Source organism: Mycobacterium sp., assembly GCF_052145595.1.
Lineage (GTDB): Bacteria > Actinomycetota > Actinomycetes > Mycobacteriales > Mycobacteriaceae > Mycobacterium.
Genome location: NZ_JBKQOI010000078.1, coordinates 25,616 through 45,700, shown reverse-complemented (window position 1 = coordinate 45,700; position 20,085 = coordinate 25,616). Strand labels below are relative to the sequence as shown.

The 20,085-nt window shown below is 65.6% G+C and carries 19 protein-coding genes and 1 pseudogene; 13 read left to right on the top strand and 7 right to left on the bottom strand.

What is annotated here, in order from left to right; translation table 11 throughout:
- Positions 1 to 45 precede the first annotated feature (45 nt).
- Together ACLP4W_RS05895 and ACLP4W_RS05890 are read right to left on the bottom strand one after the other, a co-directional pair.
- A complete protein-coding gene (locus ACLP4W_RS05895) occupies positions 46 to 615 on the bottom strand; it encodes a nuclear transport factor 2 family protein (RefSeq protein ID WP_442385029.1) in 570 nt (189 codons plus the stop codon).
- A complete protein-coding gene (locus ACLP4W_RS05890) occupies positions 608 to 1,618 on the bottom strand; it encodes an SDR family NAD(P)-dependent oxidoreductase (RefSeq protein ID WP_442385027.1) in 1,011 nt (336 codons plus the stop codon). The genes ACLP4W_RS05895 and ACLP4W_RS05890 overlap by 8 nt, the downstream gene beginning before the upstream one ends.
- 110 nt (positions 1,619 to 1,728) lie before the next feature.
- Between ACLP4W_RS05890 and ACLP4W_RS05885 the strand changes: the two genes are divergently transcribed.
- From ACLP4W_RS05885 to ACLP4W_RS05845, 9 genes and pseudogenes are all read left to right on the top strand, one after another.
- Positions 1,729 to 3,453, top strand: a complete 1,725-nt coding sequence (locus ACLP4W_RS05885) for a nitric oxide reductase activation protein NorD (RefSeq protein WP_442385025.1) — start codon at positions 1,729 to 1,731, stop codon at positions 3,451 to 3,453.
- Positions 3,454 to 3,600: 147 nt separating this feature from the next.
- Positions 3,601 to 4,458: a CbbQ/NirQ/NorQ/GpvN family protein gene (locus ACLP4W_RS05880; RefSeq protein ID WP_442385023.1), complete on the top strand. Its 858-nt coding sequence runs from the start codon at positions 3,601 to 3,603 to the stop codon at positions 4,456 to 4,458.
- 113 nt (positions 4,459 to 4,571) lie between these two features.
- Positions 4,572 to 5,690 carry an ABC transporter substrate-binding protein gene (locus tag ACLP4W_RS05875; protein ID WP_442385020.1) on the top strand — a complete coding sequence of 373 codons (1,119 nt, stop codon included), beginning with the start codon at positions 4,572 to 4,574 and terminating at the stop codon, positions 5,688 to 5,690.
- 1 nt (position 5,691) lies between these two features.
- Positions 5,692 to 6,834 carry a spirocyclase AveC family protein gene (locus tag ACLP4W_RS05870; protein WP_442385018.1) on the top strand — a complete coding sequence of 381 codons (1,143 nt, stop codon included), beginning with the start codon at positions 5,692 to 5,694 and terminating at the stop codon, positions 6,832 to 6,834.
- On the top strand, positions 6,827 to 7,816 hold the full coding sequence (locus ACLP4W_RS05865; RefSeq protein ID WP_442385016.1) for an SDR family oxidoreductase: 990 nt from the start codon (positions 6,827 to 6,829) through the stop codon (positions 7,814 to 7,816). The genes ACLP4W_RS05870 and ACLP4W_RS05865 overlap by 8 nt, the downstream gene beginning before the upstream one ends.
- Positions 7,817 to 7,818: 2 nt before the next feature.
- The gene (locus tag ACLP4W_RS05860; protein WP_442385014.1) at positions 7,819 to 9,036 is read left to right on the top strand and encodes a cytochrome P450; all 1,218 of its coding nucleotides are present in this window, start codon (positions 7,819 to 7,821) and stop codon (positions 9,034 to 9,036) included.
- A gap of 147 nt (positions 9,037 to 9,183) precedes the next feature.
- Complete coding sequence (locus tag ACLP4W_RS05855; RefSeq protein WP_442385012.1) at positions 9,184 to 10,668, top strand: aldehyde dehydrogenase family protein; 1,485 nt, start codon at positions 9,184 to 9,186, stop codon at positions 10,666 to 10,668.
- Positions 10,669 to 10,761: 93 nt separating this feature from the next.
- Positions 10,762 to 11,493: an alpha/beta fold hydrolase gene (locus tag ACLP4W_RS05850; RefSeq protein WP_442385010.1), complete on the top strand. Its 732-nt coding sequence runs from the start codon at positions 10,762 to 10,764 to the stop codon at positions 11,491 to 11,493.
- A gap of 27 nt (positions 11,494 to 11,520) precedes the next feature.
- A pseudogene (locus ACLP4W_RS05845) lies at positions 11,521 to 11,658 on the top strand (maleylpyruvate isomerase N-terminal domain-containing protein); the annotation flags it as partial.
- A gap of 95 nt (positions 11,659 to 11,753) precedes the next feature.
- On the opposite strand, the gene ACLP4W_RS05840 reads toward ACLP4W_RS05845, so the two are convergent.
- Positions 11,754 to 12,044: a hypothetical protein gene (locus ACLP4W_RS05840; RefSeq protein ID WP_442385008.1), complete on the bottom strand. Its 291-nt coding sequence runs from the start codon at positions 12,042 to 12,044 to the stop codon at positions 11,754 to 11,756.
- A gap of 147 nt (positions 12,045 to 12,191) precedes the next feature.
- On the bottom strand, positions 12,192 to 13,310 hold the full coding sequence (locus ACLP4W_RS05835) for a hypothetical protein (protein ID WP_442385006.1): 1,119 nt from the start codon (positions 13,308 to 13,310) through the stop codon (positions 12,192 to 12,194).
- Between the two features lie 230 nt (positions 13,311 to 13,540).
- Here ACLP4W_RS05835 and ACLP4W_RS05830 point away from each other — a divergent pair, with 230 nt between their 5' ends.
- Both ACLP4W_RS05830 and ACLP4W_RS05825 read left to right on the top strand, forming a co-directional pair.
- On the top strand, positions 13,541 to 14,698 hold the full coding sequence (locus ACLP4W_RS05830; RefSeq protein WP_442385004.1) for a thiolase family protein: 1,158 nt from the start codon (positions 13,541 to 13,543) through the stop codon (positions 14,696 to 14,698).
- A gap of 53 nt (positions 14,699 to 14,751) precedes the next feature.
- Positions 14,752 to 15,498 carry an enoyl-CoA hydratase-related protein gene (locus tag ACLP4W_RS05825; protein WP_442385043.1) on the top strand — a complete coding sequence of 249 codons (747 nt, stop codon included), beginning with the start codon at positions 14,752 to 14,754 and terminating at the stop codon, positions 15,496 to 15,498.
- 2 nt (positions 15,499 to 15,500) lie between these two features.
- Here ACLP4W_RS05825 and ACLP4W_RS05820 read toward each other — a convergent pair whose 3' ends face one another.
- From ACLP4W_RS05820 to ACLP4W_RS05810, 3 genes are read right to left on the bottom strand one after another with little or no spacing between them, the layout of a single operon-like run.
- Positions 15,501 to 16,517, bottom strand: a complete 1,017-nt coding sequence (locus tag ACLP4W_RS05820; protein WP_442385002.1) for an NAD(P)/FAD-dependent oxidoreductase — start codon at positions 16,515 to 16,517, stop codon at positions 15,501 to 15,503.
- Complete coding sequence (locus ACLP4W_RS05815; RefSeq protein WP_442385000.1) at positions 16,514 to 17,014, bottom strand: isoprenylcysteine carboxyl methyltransferase family protein; 501 nt, start codon at positions 17,012 to 17,014, stop codon at positions 16,514 to 16,516. The genes ACLP4W_RS05820 and ACLP4W_RS05815 overlap by 4 nt, the downstream gene beginning before the upstream one ends.
- A gap of 14 nt (positions 17,015 to 17,028) precedes the next feature.
- The gene (locus ACLP4W_RS05810; RefSeq protein ID WP_442384998.1) at positions 17,029 to 18,123 is read right to left on the bottom strand and encodes a type III polyketide synthase; all 1,095 of its coding nucleotides are present in this window, start codon (positions 18,121 to 18,123) and stop codon (positions 17,029 to 17,031) included.
- Positions 18,124 to 18,192: 69 nt separating this feature from the next.
- Here ACLP4W_RS05810 and ACLP4W_RS05805 point away from each other — a divergent pair, with 69 nt between their 5' ends.
- Together ACLP4W_RS05805 and ACLP4W_RS05800 are read left to right on the top strand one after the other, a co-directional pair.
- Positions 18,193 to 19,365, top strand: a complete 1,173-nt coding sequence (locus ACLP4W_RS05805) for an NAD(P)H-binding protein (protein ID WP_442384996.1) — start codon at positions 18,193 to 18,195, stop codon at positions 19,363 to 19,365.
- On the top strand, positions 19,362 to 20,084 hold the full coding sequence (locus ACLP4W_RS05800; RefSeq protein WP_442384994.1) for a CPBP family intramembrane glutamic endopeptidase: 723 nt from the start codon (positions 19,362 to 19,364) through the stop codon (positions 20,082 to 20,084). The genes ACLP4W_RS05805 and ACLP4W_RS05800 overlap by 4 nt, the downstream gene beginning before the upstream one ends.
- Position 20,085 lies beyond the last annotated feature (1 nt).

Sequence of the window (20,085 nt, the reverse complement as noted above, 5' to 3'; positions counted from 1 at the left end):
TCCTTGACTCTGGTCGTGCGCGATTGACTGCGACAAAGCCGGACTTTACGTTGGAGCAGATTTTTGGTCAACAACGTCTCTGACCATGCGCGATGCCGCAAGCGGTCGGTCGTATGAGGCGTCCGTCGCATCGTGGCGGGGGGTCCGCGCCCATGGGACGGCGGCGATGGCTTCCACGGTGAGCAGCGATTCTGATTCGTTGATGAATTCCACGACGCAGACGCGATCGACGATCGCCCAACGTCCGTCACGCCGTTCCAGACGATCTACATAACGGCCGCCAGAGATCGTCATGTGATTCGCCGGTTCGCGGTCGGTCCCGATGAACAGATAGTAGGTCTCGGCGTGGGCTTCGTCGCCGTCGATGTCGACGGTGTGGTTCAGCAGGTAGTGCTGGTATCGCGTCTGCGTGCTGTGATACGCGAGTGCCCAGTCAATGAAATCGTCTACGACGCCGACAAATCCGACGTGGTCATCGACAGCGCCGTCATGGTAGGCCGATCGCAGCAGCGCACGATCTTGCCGGTCGATTCCGCGCGCGTACCGCTGCATGCAGTCATAGATCTCCGCGCGGTCGGTGAGGCGCTTGACCTGGTCTCGCAGCTCGTTATCCACGGTCAGCCTCCGTTGCGCTGAGGTTCGGGAATGCGACGTTGGCTTTATCCAAGGCCTCGCCGGGCATCGCGCTGATGCCGCGTCGCTCACAGACTTCCAGCACCTCGTCGACGATCGACGTGGGCACGAAGAACCGCTCGGTGGACGACAGCTGCTCGAGGTGTGCCTCGATGTCTTCCGCGGTTGGTTGGCTCCCGGCGTCTGCCAGCCAGCCTTCGGTCAGGCCGACGAACACCCTCGCGTAGCGGCCGGCCGAGGCTGAGTAGTTGCGGTGGGTGAACGTGCAGGCAGTGCTGGCGAGGAAGGTCACCAGCGGTACGACGAGCTCAGGCCGGATGGCCCGCATGAAGCCGGATTCGGCCAGGAGCTTCTCGTCGCCAACCGTCTCGGTAACCATTCGCGAGAAGCCGGTGGGCATAACGGAATTGGCGAGTATCCCATGGGCTTCGCCTTCGATCGCGATCACGTTGGTCAAGCCCACCAGGCCGGCCTTGGCCGCGGCGTAGTGAGCCTCCATCGGCTGGCCGAAGATCCCGGCGGAGGACGAGATGAAGACGAACCTTCCGCCCCCGTTGTTCTTCATCACGCGATACGCGGGCTGAGATAGATAAAAGCCGCCGTCGAGATGCACGCGCAGCATGCGAGTCCACTCTTCGGGCGAGAGGTCTTCGAATGGCACGCTGCCGAAGATTCCCGCGTTGCTGATGACCGCGTCGAGCCGCCCGAACGCACCCACGGCCGCGTCGATAATCGCTTGGCCACCCGCGGGACTGTCGACCGAGTCATAGGAGGCGATCGCCGTGCCTCCCGCTTTCCTGATCTCGTCGACCACTTCGTCGGCGACGCCAGAGTCGGCGCCTTCACCGGGGAAGCCGCGCATCGAGCCGCCGAGGTCGTTGACCACCACCGCGGCTCCCCGGCGTGCCAGCTCCAGTGCGTACAGCCGACCGAGTCCGCGCCCGGCGCCGGTGACCACTGCCACCCGGTCGGTGAAGTCAATCATGATGCGCTCCGGACTGACCGACCGCTGGTCCGATTGACCGCGGTGGAACCGGACTCTACGGTGGAACAGATATTTGGTCAACGAGGTCCCGCGCGGTTCGGAGGTTGAGCGTGGCAGACGACGCTCGCGACGACCGGTTGCAGGGCTTGAGCATGCTCGCTTCTGCACTTGCGGGCCGACCCGTGGCGGTTGCCGACTTGCAACCGGGTGAACCCCCGTGGACGGACGGCCAGACGATTTACGTCGATCCGTCCGCGCGAGCCCACGCGAAACTCGAGGCGATTGCGGTACAGGCGTCGATGATCGCCGCCGGCAGCCTGGATCCTGATGTCGTGCGTTTGCTGCTCCGCCACCCCCGGCTGGCCAGGCGCTATCTGGCGGTTGAGGGTCACCGCGCACTGGTCAGCAATGGTTACCTGCTACCACACGCCTTGGCCCCGGGAGTATGGCAGGTGGGCAACCGCGACATCGCGAGTCGCAGCGACTCGCCCGCCGCTTCGCTGAGCATTGCCGCCGGGCGGGCGGCGATCGACGAACCGGCGCCGGTGTTTGGCGTGATCCGTGCCGGGAAGGTGCTGGCCGCGTCCTCCCGAGCGGCCGACCAACAGGATCAGGCGGACTCCCGGCATGTCCCGCGCGGTCGTGGCGCGCAGGAACCGGAGGAGCTCCAGGAGCTCGAGGACGGCCAGATCGACGAATCCGACGATCCAGACCTGTTCACCAGCCCGGTTGGCGGGGGCGGCTTCATCGGCAAGTGGTTGAAGAAGATGCTGTCCTCGGCGCGCAAGACCGGTAGCGGCGGCGGACCGCCGGGCGCGGACACCCCGACGCATCGCACAAAGTCCTCCAACCGCGGTGTCTATGCCGTGTCGTCGCTGGCCTCAACGTCGAGCGAGGACCGAAATGACCACTTCAACGACGGCGAAGCCGGAACGTCCGGCGTGAAGTATCCGGAATGGGACGTCACCCGCAAGAGCTACCGGCCGGCGTGGTGCACCGTGCGGGAGGTTGAGCCGAAGATCAAGGCATCGGCCATCCAGGCGATCGACGACGCGATCGGGGTCAGGCGCCCGCTGTCACGACTTGGAATGGGTCTGCACCGCCGCCACCGCCAGTCTCAGGGCGACGACATCGACATCGACGCGGCGGTCGAAGCCCGCGTCGAGATGCTGGCCGGATCGGCGCCCGACGAGGCGGTGTACCTCGACAGCCTGCGGCGCCGGCGTGATCTGTCGGTGCTGCTCCTTCTCGATGTGTCGGGTTCTGCGGCGGAGCCAGGAACGGTGGGGCGGACGGTGCACGAACAACAGCGTGCCGCGGTCGCCGACCTCGCCGTTGCACTGCATGACCTGGGTGACCGAGTTGCGCTCTACGCCTACTACTCACAGGGCCGGAGCGCGGTGAACATGGTACCCGTCAAGCGATTTGACGATCACCTCAACGCCCAGGTCATGAGGCGCCTGAACAGCCTGGAACCCGGCGCGTACTCCCGCCTCGGTGCGGCGATCCGGCACGGCTCGGCGGTCTTGGAGGCACGCGGAGGTACGTCACGGCGGCTGTTGGTCGTGCTGTCCGACGGACTCGCATACGACCACGGATACGAGCGCCCCTACGGTGCCGCCGACGCGCGCCGTGCTCTGATCGAGGCCCGCCGCCGGGGCACCGGCTGTGTGTGCCTGACGATCGGCGCGGGGACTGACGTGCAAGCGCTGCGCAAAGTGTTCGGTAGCACCGCGCATGCGACCATCGCGCGCCCAGATCAACTCGCCGGGGTGATCGGACCGCTATTCCGGTCCGCACTGCGCTCGGCGGAGGTCCGCCGCAGGGTGTCATGAGCAGCGCCTGATTGTGCGAACTTCGTCCTGATGCCCTGTGCCAGAATGCCGTTGGCGCTTCACGGCCAAGCCCAAACGCGCTCGTCAGCGCACTTGAAACAAACATCTGTTCCGGATAGGCTCCAATCAATTGGCGGAAGGGACGCTATGGCCGACGAGTTCGGGATCGCTTACCGGAACGGCGCAGATCCCGACCCGAAACCCGGCGCTGCGACGGTACGGCCCTACTACAAGGCGGTCGGCGGCGAAGAGGCCATTTTCAAGGCCGCCTACCGCCAGGGTCTGGCACTGGTCCTGAAGGGGCCGACGGGTTGCGGCAAGACCCGTTTCGTCGAGGCGATGGCCTACGACCTCGGCCGAGCGCTGATCACGGTCGCCTGCCATGACGACCTCACCACGGCAGACCTTGTCGGTCGGTATCTCCTGCGGGGCGACGAGACGGTGTGGGTGGACGGTCCGCTGACCCGAGCGGTCCGGGAGGGCGCGATCTGCTACCTGGACGAAGTGGTGGAAGCCCGACAGGACACGACCGTGGTGCTGCATCCGCTGGCGGACTACCGGCGACAGCTGCCGATCGAGCGGCTCGGAATCACGCTGGACGCGGAACCCGGATTCGGCCTTGTGGTGTCCTATAACCCTGGCTACCAAAGCGTGCTCAAGGACCTCAAGGATTCGACACGTCAGCGGATGGTCGCAATCGAATTCGGTTTCCCCGCAGCCGATGTCGAAGAGACGATCGTTTCACACGAGGCAGGCGTGGACAGTGCCACCGCCGCCGAGCTGGTTCGCTTCGGGCAGGCCATCCGCCGCCTGGACTCCGGTGGCCTGCGTGAGGTCGCATCCACCCGCGTCCTCATCGCGGCGGGCAGGCTCATCGCAGAGGGCCTGACCATGCCAGAGGCGGCCAAGGCTGCGATCGTCGGACCGCTCACCGACGATGTGGCAGTCGGCAGGGCTCTGCGCGAGATGGTCGAGGTCTATCTGGGCGGGTCCGGTGGGGCCTGATGCCGGTGTCGGGGATCTGATGATTGACGCTGCATACCGCCACCGCTACGGTCTGAACAAATATTAGGTCAGTCATGGATCCGTGCGAGTGAGAGTGCCATCCGGGAGGTCAGATGTCCTACGAAAGCAGCGCAGAGCCAATCAAGGTCGGCTACCTGATCGACTTCACGCTCCCGCCGGGGTTTCCCGAGGAGATGCTCGCGGACTTCACGCGGTGCTTTGACCTCGTATTCGAGGAGGCGGTTGAACGCGGGGTGATGGATCGTCCCGTGCAGATGATTTACCGCGAGGTGGAGGGGCTGCCCAAGGGATCGGTCAAGGCGGTGATCAACGCGTTCGGTGAGCTCGTCGACGAAGGCTGTCTGGTGGTGTTCGGCCCGCACATCACCGACAACTGCGTGCCCACGCGCGAAGCCATCGAGGAGCGATTCAAGGTCCCGGCCATCAGCGTCACGGGCACCGACGACTGGCTGGGCGAATGGACGTTCTCCTTCCCGCAGGGATCGATGACCGACGAGCCGATCTTCATCGCCGACCTCGTGGCGAAACGCGGACTCACCCAAATCGGGGTTCTCGTCGAGCAGAACCTGATCGGCGAGAGCTACCTGAAGAACCTGCGAAACGCGTGCCGGCGCAAGGGCATTCGCATCGTCGCCGAAGCGGCGATCGCGCAGACCGCGCAGGACATCAACGGAGCCGTGCGCACCGTGCACGAAGCGAAGGCAGAAGCGATCGTCCACCTGGGCTTCGGCTTCGGGATCGTGTTCATCAACCCGGCGTTGCAAGCCGTCGATTGGGATCCGCCGAGATTCACCACCACGGCTTTCCAGAACGCGTGGGTGAACCCGATCATGTGGAACGCGTTCATGGGTTGGATCGGAGTCGACCAGTACGACGAGGCGAATCAGATCGGCCAGGACTTCCTCGATCGCTACGCGAAAAAGTACGGCGGTCGGCGTCCCGAATATTGCGTGCCGCCGGTCAACCGCGACGTCGCCGAGACGTTGGTGCGGGCGTTCAGCGACGCCCATCCGCTCAGCCCGCGTGGCGTCAAAGAGGCGCTGGAGCGGGTGAAGATGATGCCCGCCGCCGCGGGAGCGCCCGGCACGCGGGTGTCGTTCGGCAAATGGACCCGCCGGGCGTGGATGGGCGCCGGCTATCTGGTGGCACGGACCCTCGATGCCGACGGCATCAACTCGCATCTGGTCGATCGCTTCGGAGAGGAAGGCTGAGATGTCTACCGAACAATCCACACCGCTGAGGCCCGACGAGGAGCCCACCCCGCCGCGCGCAGCCAAGAAACGCGGATGGGGCGGATGGATAGCCGGGGCTGCCCTGGCGGCGTTCGCGCTCTTCTTCATCGCGAACTGCCGTGTCGCGCTCGACCCGCGCGTCGCCAACCCGAACGTGCACGGCCGGCCGCGCCCGGTCAGGTTCCTCTTTGGGCTGGACTACATCACGTTCCTGCATGTTGCCACCGTGATCATGCTGTTTGTGCTGCTGGTCGTGTTCATCAGGGGCTGGCGGCGCAATCCGGGCAGCCCGGTGATGCTGATGTTCCTGTGCACCACGCTGATCGTGTGGCAGGACCCGATCATGAACTGGGCGCCGTTCGCGGTCTACAACCCCGACCTCATCCACTGGCCGGAGTCGTGGCCGCTGGTGTCGTTGTCGCCGACCGTCGAACCGTTCGTGGTGTTCGGCTACGTGATGTTTTATTTCGGCCCCTACTTCCCGGCGATTTGGATCCTGCGCAAACTGCAGGCACGCAAAGGGCCCGAGGCCTTCGTGTCGCGGCACCCGTTGGTCTGCCTGGGCCTGCTGACCTTGGTGATCGGCTTCGTCTTCGACGCGTGGCTGGAGATCCAGCTCGTGCACGCCGGCATGTACATCTACTCGCAGGTGATTCCCTGGGGTTCCGTATTCACCGGCACCACCTTCCAGTTCCCGCTGATCTGGGAGTCGTTCTCGGTGACGTTCGTGATGATCCCGGCCGCGATCCTGTGCTACCGAGACGACACCGGGAAGTCGGTGGCGGAGAAGCTGACCGCGAAAGCGAAGATCCTGCCCAGCCGTCCGGTGCTCGGCACCTTCCTGGTGATGTTCGCCATCATGAATGTGTCGTACTTCGCCTACGGGGCGTGGTTCGCCGCCATCAAGATCAGCCATGCGGCGACCTCGGCCGCCTGCCCGTGGCCTTACCCAGAGGCCAAAGTCTATGACCCGCAAGGCTTTTACGAGAAGGCGGGCGCTCAAGGCCCGTTCTCGGTCGGCATCTGGTCGACCTGGGCGAGCGGGGAGCCGAACGGGCGGCCCCACGTCGATCCGCCGCCGCCGGGTGAAGGCGCCTGCGCAACAACGGGCAACAATGGTTGAACCGCGCACGGTTGTCATCACCGGTGCGTCCCGCGGATTGGGGTTCGCATCGGCGGTGCGCCTGTACCGCGAAGGGTGGCGCGTGGTCGCGGCCATGCGCACACCCGATAGCGGGATTCCGTCGCTACGGCAGGCGACTGGCGCAGCTGAAGATGACGACCGGCTGATCGGCGTGCAGCTCGACCTCACCGACGCCGCGTCGATCACGGCGGCGGCCAAGGCAATCGAAGAAGCTGTGGGCGCACCGTACGCGGTTGTGCACAACGCGGGGATCTCCGCCGCCGGAATGGTGGAGGAAGCCGATATAGCGCTGTGGCAGAGGATGTTTGCCACGTCAGTCCTTGGTCCCGTCGCGCTCACCCAGGCGCTGCTGCCGTCGATGCGGGCCGCGGGCGAGGGCCGCATCGTGCTGGTATCCAGCGCGGCCGGGGTGCGCGGTCAGCCTGCTACCGCGCCTTACTCGGCGGCCAAGGGAGCGTTGGAGCGATGGGGTGAGTCGATGGCGTGTGAGATCGCGCCCTTCGGTCTCGGCGTGACCGTTCTGGTGGCCGGCACGTATGACACCGACATCATCACCGACGCGGGCACCACCGATAACCGCAACTTCGAGGGCCCCTACGCCCGGCTGCACAACACCATGAACACCCGCGGGAGGTTCGCGATGAAACTCGCCAGGCCTCCCGAGCGGTTCGCCGACGGCGTGCTCAGGGCGCTGGATGACCGGAGGCCGTTTTGTCGCCGCGGTGTGGGCCCGGACGCCTCAATGCTGTTGGTGTCCAACAGGATCCTCCCGGCTTCGGGCATGCACCACATGTCCCGGATCGTGCTGGGCATACCCAGACAGGGTTCGATGCGGGACGGGGCGTGGCCGTTGACTTTGGCTCAAAAGGCGATGGTGTTCGCCGCACGCATTCTTCCGGCGCCGGCGTTGCAGCGCTTGGCGTCGCTGGCGGCGAAGCGCCGCAAGGGAAATGAGGGGTAAAAATGGAACAGCTTTTCGACGACCTGGAGGACTTCGGCTCCTTCGACGACGCGATATCCGGTGACGTGCGTGACCCCTACACCGAACTGGCGCGGCTGCGCCGCGAGGAACCGGTGCAGCGACTCGAGACGTCGGGAGCGCTTCCGCACGAGGAATCGCTACCGATGTTCATCGTTTACCGCCACGAGGATGTCCAGCAGATGCTGCGCGACAACGAGACGTTTTCGTCGTCGGCCGTCATCGCCGCGTTCGGCCCCGTGCTGGGTGAAGGGGTAATGCTCGGTATGGACGAGCCAATCCACGGTCGGCTGCGTTCGTTGGTACAGAAGGCGTTCACGCAGAAGTCTTTGGCGCGGTGGGAAGACGAGTTGGTCGGCCGGGTGGCGAACAGCCTGATCGACAAGTTCGCACCCAACGGCAAGGCGGATCTGGTGAAGGAGTTCACCTTCGACTATCCGAGCCAGATCATCGCCGGTCTATTGGGCTTGCCGGAGAAGGACTACCCGCAGTTCCAGCGGTGGTCGATTTCGCTGCTGAGTTGGCTGATGAACCCCGAGCGCGGGCTTGCGGCCTCGGCTGCCTTGTGTGACTACTTCGCACCGATCCTGCAGGCCCGTTGCGCCGAGCCGAAGGACGACCTGATCAGCGCGCTCGGTGCGGCCGAGATCGACGGGGAGAAGCTGGCGGACGAAGAGATCTTCTCGTTCCTTCGACTGCTGCTGCCCGCGGGTGTGGAAACGACCTACCGGTCGCTGGGCAGCCTGCTTTTCGGGCTGTTGTCGGATCCTGCGCAACTGGACGCCATCCGCGCGGACCGGTCGCTGCTGCCACAGGCCATCGAGGAGGGCGTGCGGTGGGAGCCACCGCTGTTGACCATCACCCGGGTCGCCACCCGCGACACCGAACTCGGCGGGGTGGCGATCCCGGCCGGCGCGACGGTGATGCCGATGCTGGGTTCTGCGAATCGGCAGGAGGATCGCTACCCCGATCCCGACACGTTCAACATTCACCGACAAGCCAAGGCAAACCTGGGCTGGGGCCACGGCGCACACGTATGCCTCGGCATGCACCTGGCGCGGCTTGAGATGCGCACCGCCATTAACCTGTTGCTGGACCGGCTGCCGAATCTTCGACTGGACCCCGACGGAGATGACCCGCACATCCGCGGGCAAGTTTTCCGGTCGCCGACATCGCTACCGGTGCTGTTCGATGCCCAGTAGGAGATCAGTTGAGTGGGTCCCCGCATGTTCCTTGTTGCCAATCGGCTAGTTTCCAGTAAGGCTCACCATAGGATGAGCCCGTCTGGCGATGGCATCCCACGTCCCGGCGCTCTAACCAGCGCCTTGTCCGAAGAGAGCTGAACAAATATGGCTGACACTGTAAAGGTCCGTTTCGAGCCGAAGATGATGATCGACGGCAAGTTGGTCGACGGCCAGGCCGGCACCTTCACGAACATCAACCCGGCGACCGAGGAGTCGCTCGGGGAGGTGGCCGACGCGTCGAAGGAGGACATGCACCGGGCCATCGACGCCGCCCGGCGGGCCTTCGACGAGACCGACTGGTCGACGAACCGCGAGCTGCGCAAGCGCTGCCTGCTGCAGCTGCACGAGGCGATCGAATCGGAGAAGGAAGAACTGCGCGAGGAGCTGATCCTCGAAGTCGGCTCCCCCCGGGCGATCACGTTCGGCCCGCAGCTGGATGCCCCGCTGGAAGATGGGCTGCGCTACCCCGCCAGGCTGATCGACGAGTATCCCTGGGAGACCGACCTGGGCGACAAGGTGATCAGCCTCACCGGCACGCTGACCACCCGCAAGGTCTGGCGCGAACCGGTCGGCGTCGTCGGCGCGATCGTGCCCTGGAACTTCCCGTTCGAAGTCACGATCAACAAGCTCGGCCAGGCGCTGGGCACCGGCAACACCGTCGTGCTCAAGCCGGCGCCCGACACGCCTTTCAACGCGACCCGCCTGGGCCGGCTGATCGCCGAAAAGACCGACATCCCCCCGGGTGTGGTCAACGTCGTCACCGCTTCGGATCACCTGGTTGGCGAGGAGCTCACGCTGTCGCCGAAGGTCGACCTGATCTCGTTCACCGGCTCGACCGCGGTCGGCAAGCGGATCATGGAAAAAGGTGCGGCGACGATGAAGCGGCTGTTCCTCGAGCTCGGTGGCAAGTCGGCCACCGTCGTCTTGGAGGACGCCGATTTCGGGCTGGCCTGCGCGATCGGCATCGCGCCGTGCATGCACGCCGGGCAGGGCTGCGCTAACCCCACCCGGATGCTGCTGCCGCGGTCTCGCTACGACGAGGGTGTGGCGATCCTGAAGGGCATCTACGAGAACGTCACGTGTGGTGACCCGCAAGACCCGGGCACCTTGTGTGGTCCGTTGATTTCGGACAGGCAGCGCAAGCGCGTGCTGGGCTACATCAACAAGGGCGTCGAGGAGGGCGCCACCGCCCTGGTCGGCGGGCCCGATGCGCCCACCGGCTTCGACCGTGGATTCTATGTCAGGCCAACGCTTTTCGTCGATGTCGACAACTCCATGACGATCGCGCAAGAGGAGATCTTCGGGCCCGTGCTGTCCGTCATCCCGTTCGACGACGAGGAGGACGCGATCCGGATCGCCAACGACAGCGTCTACGGGTTGGCCGGCAACGTTATGTCGGGCTCGCTGGAGCATTCGCTGGCGGTGGCCCGCCGAATCAAGGCCGGCTTCATGGGCGTCAACGGCGGCGCCCCGTACGGCGCCGACACACCGTTCGGCGGCTACAAGGAAAGCGGGGTGGGCCGCCAGAACGGTGTCGCCGGATTCGACCAGTACACCGAGATCAAATCCGTCGCGTATCCCGCCGGTTGAGCCACCAACTGCCGCGAGCGTGCGTGTCTGCACACAGACACGCCGTGCGGCGCGGCATTTTGCGCACGCTCGGCGGAAGAATAGGAGGCGCCGGTGGCCACCTATGTCTTGGTCCACGGTGGCGGCCATGGCGGCTGGTGCTACCAACCCGTCGCGCGGCTTTTGCGTTCGCAAGGGCACGAGGTGTACGCCCCGTCGTTGACCGGCCTGGGCGAGCGTGCGCACTTGTTCGCGTCCGATGTCGACCTCGACTGTCACATCACCGACATCGTCAAGCTGCTGCACTTCGAGGATCTGCGCGACGTGATCCTCGTTGGCCACAGTTATGGGGGCATGGTGATCACCGGTGCCGCCGACCGGGCCACCGACCGGGTGGGCCACCTTGTCTACCTGGACGCCGCGACACCCGTCAACGGCCAGACGCTCGTCGACCAGGCTCCTGCGATGATGGCCGCTGCGCGCGCCGAGGGCCGCATCGTCGACGGTGTCGAAATGTGCTTGTACCCAAACGATGACACGCTGCGGTACTACGGTGTGCGGGATCCCGGCCAGCGTGAGTGGATGAAGGCGCGGTTGACGCCGCACCCGTGGAAGTGCTTTGAGCAGCCACTGCGGCTGACCAACGAAGCCGCGCTCGCTCTGATCCCGCAATCCCACCTCTGTACCACGATGTACATGCGGTGGCGTGACGTAGATGGCCTGCGGCGTAAGGCCAACGGCCGCTTGTGGGACCTCGACACCGGCCACGACATGATGATCACCGAACCCGGTTGGGTCGCCGAAAAGCTGATGCTGGTGGCCGCCGACGACTCGGATCTGTCGTAAAGCGATGCGACACGACGCCTTCAAGTGATGCGTGCCGCCGACCGCGAGTTTGTCTTCGCCGCCGTCGCCGACGAACGACGCCGGATCGCGAGTCTGCTCGACGGCCTGAACGATATACAGTTGGGGACGCCCAGCCTGTGCGCGGGTTGGGATGTTAAGACGGTCCGTCGCGTATCCCGCCGGCTAACCGGGCCAAGCGAGCGGGGCGCGAAGGAACCGGTGTAGCGCATCGACTTCGCCCCCCGCCCCAGCGCGGGCCGCTAGCCAGGCGCGAGGGGCCGTTTCAAGGTGCAGACGATGCTCCATTCGAAATAATGGTCCCCGCCTTCGTCATAGTCCTTGAAGTGGCGTGCGACCTGAGTGCGTTGCACCGAAGAGCTCACGATCTCCCACCCCTGCTCTCCGTAGGCCTTCGTCAGGCGGCTCGCCTCGTCCAACACCGCTTCCTGAGACTCATCCGTGTGAGAGATAAAGAGCGTCTCCCACCGCTGCGGATACCACTGGCCGTCTGACGCCAGCCACCAACCGGGACCAGGTGAAGGAGTGCTCATACTCCGGCACCCTACTTTGCTGTGACCCCCAGAGAAATGAATGAAATGTGACCGAAGGTGTACGCGGCGTAAAAGAGCCGGCATCGAACTGTCAGCAAGCCGACTCCGGCGGGCTCATCAACCCCGCCGGAGCGGGCGCCAAGCCCATCAGGCGCGGTAGCCGTCGAGGAACCCGGTCAGCCCGGTCGGTTGGTGCTCGCCCATGTGGAACTCTTCGAGCACGCCGATGCCGACACGCTCACCCATCCGCGCCCGGACCAGGTTTTGGAGGTGGATGGAAGACAGCTCCAACGGGTCGAAATCGTCGACTCTGATTGATTCCCTCCCCGTTTCGGCCTGTCCGTGGTTGCTGCCGTGGCTCCAGTATGGGTGCATGTAGCCGATTCCGCGCATCCGGAATGTCGAGATCTTCTCGAGTTCGACATCAATGTGTCCGTCAACGGGATCGTCGAAGCTCAAACGGGCGCTGCGCATCTCGCGGCGGCCCGGCTCCCATTCGATCTCGTAGGCGATACCGCCGCACTCGCGGACCCCCGCGCGGCTCCACGGCGCGACATCCGATCCGACCGGTTCGAGGACCAGTGCGGTCTGCAGCCAGCGCGAGCCATCGGCGTTTTCGTGCAGAGCCAGATGAGTGTAACGGTTACCGAAATGTAGAGGGGCCCAGAGCCAAAACACCTGAGGAATCTGGAAGGCCCGGTTGGTGGCAATCTGTTCGCCGACCGGACGCACACCCCAGGAGCGGTCCCTGGTGCCCGGTACCTGGTCGGGATGGATTGCGATCCGGGCGCCGTCGACGGTGATGGATCCCTCCCAAGCTCCCCATTGGGTGAGCCGGGTGTGGTCGGTGAGCACGATGCCCTCCGGAGAAAGCCGACGCTGCCGCGGCTCCTCGACCGCGACGGTGGCCGCGGTGAACCTCAGGTCCGCCTCGATGCCATGCTCATTGGGCCCCACCACGAATCGGATGCGCCGCATCGGGTCGAGTACTTCGATGTGGATGGGACCGACCACGGTAGAGCGGTCCGTCGGCATCGCGCCGGAACTGAAGATCGAGTGCTGTACCCCGTCGACCACGATGCTGAATGCGGCGTCGATAACCCCGCGCACTGGGTAGTGGCCCATGGCGGCGCCGAAGATGAATTTGCCTTCCCGCTGGTGCCCGTTGAACCAGTACCGGTCGTAGTGATTCGGATCGGCGCTGGCCGGGTGGGCGATCGGGTCGGCCGAAGGATGAATGGGGAAATCGTCGTAGGGACTGAGCATGTGAGTCCTACCGCCTTGGGGTCTTGGCGCCGTGCGTCGATTGCAAGCCGTCGCAATGCAACATACGCGCGCAACCACCGGCGGCATCGATTCCGTGGATGGTGCGTGTGGGTGGCTCGCGGATAGGTCAACGCGATGTCTGGACCACCCCGCCCTCCGACCGCCCAACGCGTTGGTTGACAATCGTCTGAAGACCCCGCGTCACCAGTTCTTTCAGAGGAGACATAACCATGGCTGAAGCCGTCATCGTCGAGGCAGTGCGCTCACCGCTGGGGAAGCGCAACGGCGGGCTGTCCGGTGTGCACTCGGCCGACCTGTCCGCGCAGGTCCTCAACGGATTGGTCGACAAGGCCGGCATCGACCCCGGAATCGTCGACGACGTCATCTGGGGCTGCGTCAGCCAGGCTGGCGAACAAGCCATCGACATCGCCCGTACCGCGGTGCTGGCGGCCGGCTGGCCCGAGACCGTCCCGGGCGTGACCGTCGACCGCCAGTGCGGGTCGAGCCAGCAGTCCATTCATTTCGCCGCGGCCGGAGTGGTGGCCGGACACTACGACGTAGTCGTCGCCGGCGGTGTGGAGTCGATGTCGCGGACACCCATGGGTTCGTCCCTGGCCAACGGCGGACGGCCGTATCCGCAGGCCTTCATCGACCGTTACGAGGGCCAGATCCCCAACCAGGGCCTTGGTGCCGAGATGATCGCCGAGCAGTGGGGCTTCGACCGGCTTGCGCTCGACGAGTTCTCCCTGGGATCACACGAAAAGGCCGCAGCGGCACAGGATTCCGGCGCGTTCGACGACCAGATCGTGGGCATCAAGGTGGCCGACGGCCACGAAAAAACAGTCGTCCTCAAGGATGAGGGCATCCGCCGCGGCACCCCGATGGAAAAGATGGCTTCGCTGAAGCCCGCGTTCAAGGAAGATGGCGTGATCCACGCCGGTAACTCCTCGCAGATCACCGACGGTTCGGCCGCAATCCTGTTCATGTCCGCCGAGAAGGCCAAGGAACTGGGCCTCACGCCGATCGCCAAGGTGCACACCGCGACGCTGGCCGGGGCGAACCCGGTGATCATGCTGACCGCGCCCATCCCGGCGACCCAGAAGGTGCTGAAGAAATCCGGGCTGAGCATCGGCGACATCGGCGCGTACGAGGTCAACGAGGCATTTGCGCCGGTCCCGCTGGCGTGGCTGAAGGACATCGGGGCCGACGAAAAGAAGCTCAACCCCAACGGCGGCGCCATCGCGCTCGGCCACCCGCTGGGCGGCTCGGGGGCACGTATCATGACCACGCTGCTTTATCACATGCGGGACAAGGGAATTCGCTACGGCCTACAGACCATGTGCGAGGGTGGTGGCCAGGCCAACGCCACCATCGTGGAGCTGCTGTGACGGACGCCGACAGCGACCAGCCGGCAGCGCTGGTCGACCGCCGGGGCAACGTCATGGTGATAACCATCAACCGGCCGGAGGCCCGCAACGCGATCAACGGCGCCGTCAGCATCGGCGTCGGGGACGCGCTGGAAGAAGCGCAACACGACCCCGACGTGCGGGCCGTGGTGATCACCGGCGCCGGCGACAAGTCGTTTTGCGCCGGGGCCGACCTCAAGGCGATCGCGCGCCGCGAGAACCTGTATCACCCCGAGCATGGCGAGTGGGGTTTCGCCGGTTATGTGCACCACTTCATCGACAAGCCCACGATCGCGGCGGTCAACGGCACCGCACTGGGTGGCGGCACCGAGCTGGCGCTGGCCAGCGACCTGGTGGTGGCCGACGAACACGCCAAGTTCGGGTTGCCCGAGGTCAAACGCGGACTGATCGCAGCTGCCGGGGGTGTTTTCCGGATCGTTCAGCAGCTGCCCCGCAAAGTGGGGATGGAACTGTTGCTCACCGGCGAGCCGATCACCGCATCCGATGCCCTGGGATGGGGCCTGATCAACCAGGTCGTCAAGGAGGGCTCGGTGCTGGACGCCGCGCTTGCGCTGGCCGCGCGGGTGACCGTCAACGCGCCCCTGTCGGTGCAGGCCAGCAAGCGTATCGCCTACGGCGTTGACGACGGGGTCATCGTTGATGACGAAGCGGGCTGGGAGCGCACCGTGCACGAGATGCGTTCCCTGATCAGATCCGAGGACGCCAAGGAGGGGCCTTTGGCGTTCGCCGAAAAGCGGGAGCCGGTCTGGAAGGCGCGCTAGTTCTAGCGCGCCAGGACGTTCACCCCACGCTGGAACACCCCCGGTAGGAGCGTGCACGCCGGCACGATGGCGCGGCGAGCCACGTGTGGCGTGCTGCCCAGCACCAGTGCGCGGGTGAGCAGCCGATAATCGCGCGTGACGCGGTGCCACGCGTCCTCGTATGACGACGCTGCGTCATTGACGATGGCGTCGACTGCCGCGGCCGCTTGCTTGACCGCGAGGCTGATGCCTTCGCCGGTCAGAGCGTCCTCGTAGCCCGCCGCGTCGCCCACCAGCAGCACCCGTCCGGCGACGCGGCGCGAGACCACCTGACGCATCGGGCCGCAACCGCGGGCCTGTCCGCGACTGGCGCCCGCCAAATGCTGGGCCAGCCACGGGAACCAAGCCAGGTCGGGTCGCCCACCAGACAGGATCGCCACGCCGACCAGGTCCGGTTCCACCGGCGTCACGTACGCCTCACCCCACCGCGACCAGTGCACCTCGACGAACTCCGACCACGCCGGGACCTTGAAGTGCCACCGCACGCCATGGCGCCGTGGTGTTCCGGCCATGGCTTTGATTCCGACGGCGCGCCGCGCCGCCGAATGCAGTCCGTCGGCTGCCACCAACCATTTGGCGCGCACACCGGCGGCCGTCACTCCATGCGCGTCTTGCTGGACGCTTGTCACCCGCGCCCGGATCCACTCGGTGTCTTGCTCTTTGGCCCGTGCGGCCAGCGCCGCGTGCAAGGTGGTGCGTCGCACGCCCCTGCCCGGCCCGTCGCGAAACCGCGCCTGCGCCCGACGATGTTCGCTCACATAGGCAATCCCGCGAAGGGGCATGCCGGCCGGGTCCACGCCGAGCGACATCAGCTCGGCCAGTCCGCCGGGCATCAGCCCCTCACCGCACGCCTTGTCGATGGGGTTTTCTCGCGGCTCGGCCACGATCACCGAAAGTCCTTGCCTGCGAGCGTGTAACGCCGTGGCCAGGCCTCCCGGGCCGCCGCCGACGATCAGCAGGTCGGAGTCATAGTTTGTCATGCGTAGCCCAAAGCCGAGTTCTCCACCCGCAGACGCACCCTCAGCAACATCGCGTTGGCCAGTGTGAAAGCGAGCGCGGTCAGCCACGCGGTGTGCACCAACGGCAACGCAAACCCTTCGGCCACCACAGCAACATAGTTCGGGTGGTGCAGCCACCGGTAGGGGCCCTGCCGCACCAACGGCGCGTCCGGCAACACGATCACCCGGGTGTTCCACCGTCGGCCCAGCGTCGTGATGCACCACCAGCGCAGCACCTGGGCCAGCGCGGCCACGGCTAGCATCGGCCAGCCGAGCCAGCCGATGAACGGCCGATGCAGCGCCCACGGTTCGATGAGACAGCCGAGCAGCAGTGCGGTGTGGAGAGTGACCATCACCGGATAGTGATCTTGACCAAATTCCTTGCCGCCGTGAGCAAAAGCCCATCGCGCGTTCCGTTTGGCCACGATCACCTCGGCCAGCCGTTCGACGGCTACCGCCAGGATCAGCAAGTAATACATCGTCTTATCAGGCCCTACCAGCTCAGCAGGACGAATTCGGCGGAGAAGCCTGGTCCCATGGCGATCATCAGCCCGATCGAACCCGGCGACGGTGGGTCGGCCATTGTGGCGTGGAGTATATCAAGTACCGAAACCGAGGACAGGTTTCCATTGTCGCGCAACGAGGTTCTGGTGCGTTCGAGGGCATCCGCCGGCAGCTCCAACGCGTCTTCGACCGCGTCGATCACCTTCGGGCCGGCGGCGTGCAACAACCATGTTGAGACGTCGGCGGTGGTCAGTCCGTGGTCGGCAAGGAATTTGCGGACATCGTCGCCCACGTATTTCTCGACGACGGTCGAGATCTCGGCGGACAGGACAATCTGAAACCCGTCGCCGCCGATGTTGAAGCCCAACGCGCCTTCGGTGTCCGGGTAGATCTGGCTGCGGGTGGCCAGCACCTCCGGCCCAACCGGTGTCCGGTCGGCTCCGGTCGCGATGACGACCGCGGCGCCGTCACCAAACAGGCTGGAGGCGACGAGATTCGCGATCGAATTGTCCTCGCGCTGAACGGTCAACGAGCATAGTTCAACCGCCAGCAGCACCGCCACGTGATCGGGAAACGCCCGGAGGTAGTCATGCACCCGCGCCAGGCCGGCGGCGCCCGCCACACACCCCAGGCCGAACAACGGGACGCGTTTGACGTCTTGGCGCAACCCGACCCGTGTTGCCAGCCGGGCCTCTAGGCTCGGAACGGCGAGCCCGGTAACCGTCGTCGAAAAGACGATGTCGACCTCGGACGGCTCGACCTCGGCCTCGTCAAGCGCTGTGAGTAGCGCCTGCTCAGCGAGGTCAAGGGCGACCTCGACGAAGTAGTCGTTTGCGTCGGTGAAACCGGTTAAGTGCTGGTATTGCGTCAGTGGCAGCGCGGTGTGGCGGGACGCGACCCCACTGGTAAGTGCAAACCGCCGAAACTCCGGGCTGGCGAAGTCGGTCAACGCCCCGATGACCTCTTCTTGGCTGTACAGGTTTGGCGGGAACTTCACGGCAACTGCTGCGACTGACGGATTGGCGTTGGTGGTCGGTGTTTTCAGTCCGAGGCGTCCCGAACTGCCCCCCGTGGTGTTTTCCATGTACTGGTTACGGTGCCGTAGGTAGATCGGTTCAAGTGCTCCTCCGCACACGCGGCTAGGGTCGGAGGTATGCGGATTCTGGTCACCGGTGCCACTGGTTATGTGGGATCGCGGCTGGTCACTGCGCTGCTGGCGGACCAGCACCAGGTCGTGACCGCCACCCGAAACCCGAAGCGTCTCAAGCGTTTAGGTTGGTTCGACGATGTCACACCGGTCACCCTCGACGCGTGCGATCCGGTCTCGGTGCGGGCTGCTTTCGCCAGTTCTAGGGCCAGTTCCAGGGAAGCCGTGGGCCCGATCGATGTGGTGTATTACCTGGTGCACGCGATCGGCCAGCCTGGCTTCCGCGACGCCGACAGGGCCGCGGCCACGAACCCCGCAGCCGCGGCCAAAGACGCCGGTGTGCGGCGCATCGTGTATCTGGGCGGCTTCGCTCCCGCCGGCGAGGCCCTGTCGGAGCACCTGACCAGCCGAGCCGAGGTGGCCGAGGCCCTGACGGTCGAAGACGGCCCGGATCTGGTGTGGCTGGGTGCGGCGATGATCATCGGCGCCGGCTCGACGTCCTTTGAGATGATGCGGTACGTGGGGGACCGGTTCCCCCTCATGCCGATACCGAGCTGGATGGATAACCCGATCGATCCCATCTCCATCCGTGACGTGCTGCACTATCTCGTCGCCGCGGCAGACCCGGGCCAGGTAGCCGCTGGCGCCTACGACATATCCGGCCCCGAGACGACGTCCTACCGGGAGCTGCTCAGGACGTACGCGCGGATCTCCGGCAGGTGGCACGCCGCCTTACCAGTCGGCAGAGTCGACACCGCGCTGGCGTCGCTGATCACCGGGGTCGCACTGCCAGTGCCGCAGGGGCTGGCCGAAGACCTGGTCGAGTCGCTGGACCATCCGATGGTGGCATCCGTCAGTGGCCGGCGCGATCGGGTTCCCGAACCGCCCGGGGGCCTGCTCGGCGTCGACGACGCCATTGCCCTGGCGTTGGCCGACCGGCCCAGCCGCCGGCCCCGACCCGTCAACGCGTTGACTGATCCCCATCAGCTGGCCGACAGCGACCCCGCATGGGCGGGCGGTGACGCCCTGCGCATCCGCCGCCTCGCCCGCGCGATCACGCCGCCCATCGCCCGGCCCGCCTTGAAGCTGGTCAACATCGTCCCGGGGCCGCTCGCCGGTGCGCTGCGAACCGGCCTCGACATCCTGTTCACTTTGACCCCGAAAGTGCGTCTTGCATGAGCCAGTCGACCAGTCCGTACCACACCAGCGCCTACTCTGAGTTGCGCCGTGCGATCACCAATGTCGCTGTGCCCCATCATGAATCGCCAGTAGTGGTGCGACGTCGTCGCGTCATTGTTGCGATCACGCTGGTGATCGGCGCCGCCGTGCTGGGCTTTTCGTTGCGGCGCCATCCGGGGGAGTCGAGCTTCTACTGGCTGACCCTGGTGCTGGCGGCGGTGTGGGTCGCCGGCGGGTTCATCTCGGGCCCCCTGCATCTGGGGGGCATCTGCTGGCGTGGCCGCAACCAGCGCCCGGTCATCACCGGAACCACGATCGGCGTGCTGCTCGGCGGTGTCTTCGTGCTGGGCGGATTGATCGCCAGGGAGATACCGGCCATCTCCGACTTGATCACACGAGTGCTGCTATTCGCCCATCAAGGGCCTTTTTGGCTGGTCGTGGTGATCACCCTGGTCAACGGCATCACCGAAGAGATCTTTTTCCGCGGCGCGCTTTACACCGCACTGGGCCGGTATCACCCGGTGGTCATCTCGACCGTCCTGTACGCGTGCGCGGCCATGGCCAGCGGCAACCCAATGCTCGGTTTCGCCGCGATCATCCTCGGGACGGTGTGCGCGTTTGAGCGCCGGTCCAGCGGCGGTGTGCTGGCCCCGGCGGTGACCCACCTCGTGTGGGGTCTGATCATGGTGCTCGCACTGCCCCCGATGTTCGGCGTCTGAC

Excerpts from the sequence above, each read along its gene's own strand:
- ACLP4W_RS05890 (WP_442385027.1), bottom strand. The coding sequence starts at position 1,618 with ATGATTGACTTCACCGACCGGGTGGCAGTGGTCACCGGCGCCGGGCGC.
- ACLP4W_RS05880 (WP_442385023.1), top strand. The coding sequence starts at position 3,601 with ATGGCCGACGAGTTCGGGATCGCTTACCGGAACGGCGCAGATCCCGAC.
- ACLP4W_RS05875 (WP_442385020.1), top strand. The coding sequence starts at position 4,572 with ATGTCCTACGAAAGCAGCGCAGAGCCAATCAAGGTCGGCTACCTGATC.
- ACLP4W_RS05870 (WP_442385018.1), top strand. The coding sequence starts at position 5,692 with ATGTCTACCGAACAATCCACACCGCTGAGGCCCGACGAGGAGCCCACC.
- ACLP4W_RS05865 (WP_442385016.1), top strand. The coding sequence starts at position 6,827 with ATGGTTGAACCGCGCACGGTTGTCATCACCGGTGCGTCCCGCGGATTG.
- ACLP4W_RS05860 (WP_442385014.1), top strand. The coding sequence starts at position 7,819 with ATGGAACAGCTTTTCGACGACCTGGAGGACTTCGGCTCCTTCGACGAC.
- ACLP4W_RS05855 (WP_442385012.1), top strand. The coding sequence starts at position 9,184 with ATGGCTGACACTGTAAAGGTCCGTTTCGAGCCGAAGATGATGATCGAC.
- ACLP4W_RS05840 (WP_442385008.1), bottom strand. The coding sequence starts at position 12,044 with ATGAGCACTCCTTCACCTGGTCCCGGTTGGTGGCTGGCGTCAGACGGC.
- ACLP4W_RS05835 (WP_442385006.1), bottom strand. The coding sequence starts at position 13,310 with ATGCTCAGTCCCTACGACGATTTCCCCATTCATCCTTCGGCCGACCCG.
- ACLP4W_RS05830 (WP_442385004.1), top strand. The coding sequence starts at position 13,541 with ATGGCTGAAGCCGTCATCGTCGAGGCAGTGCGCTCACCGCTGGGGAAG.
- ACLP4W_RS05825 (WP_442385043.1), top strand. The coding sequence starts at position 14,752 with ATGGTGATAACCATCAACCGGCCGGAGGCCCGCAACGCGATCAACGGC.
- ACLP4W_RS05820 (WP_442385002.1), bottom strand. The coding sequence starts at position 16,517 with ATGACAAACTATGACTCCGACCTGCTGATCGTCGGCGGCGGCCCGGGA.
- ACLP4W_RS05815 (WP_442385000.1), bottom strand. The coding sequence starts at position 17,014 with ATGTATTACTTGCTGATCCTGGCGGTAGCCGTCGAACGGCTGGCCGAG.
- ACLP4W_RS05810 (WP_442384998.1), bottom strand. The coding sequence starts at position 18,123 with ATGGAAAACACCACGGGGGGCAGTTCGGGACGCCTCGGACTGAAAACA.
- ACLP4W_RS05805 (WP_442384996.1), top strand. The coding sequence starts at position 18,193 with ATGCGGATTCTGGTCACCGGTGCCACTGGTTATGTGGGATCGCGGCTG.
- ACLP4W_RS05800 (WP_442384994.1), top strand. The coding sequence starts at position 19,362 with ATGAGCCAGTCGACCAGTCCGTACCACACCAGCGCCTACTCTGAGTTG.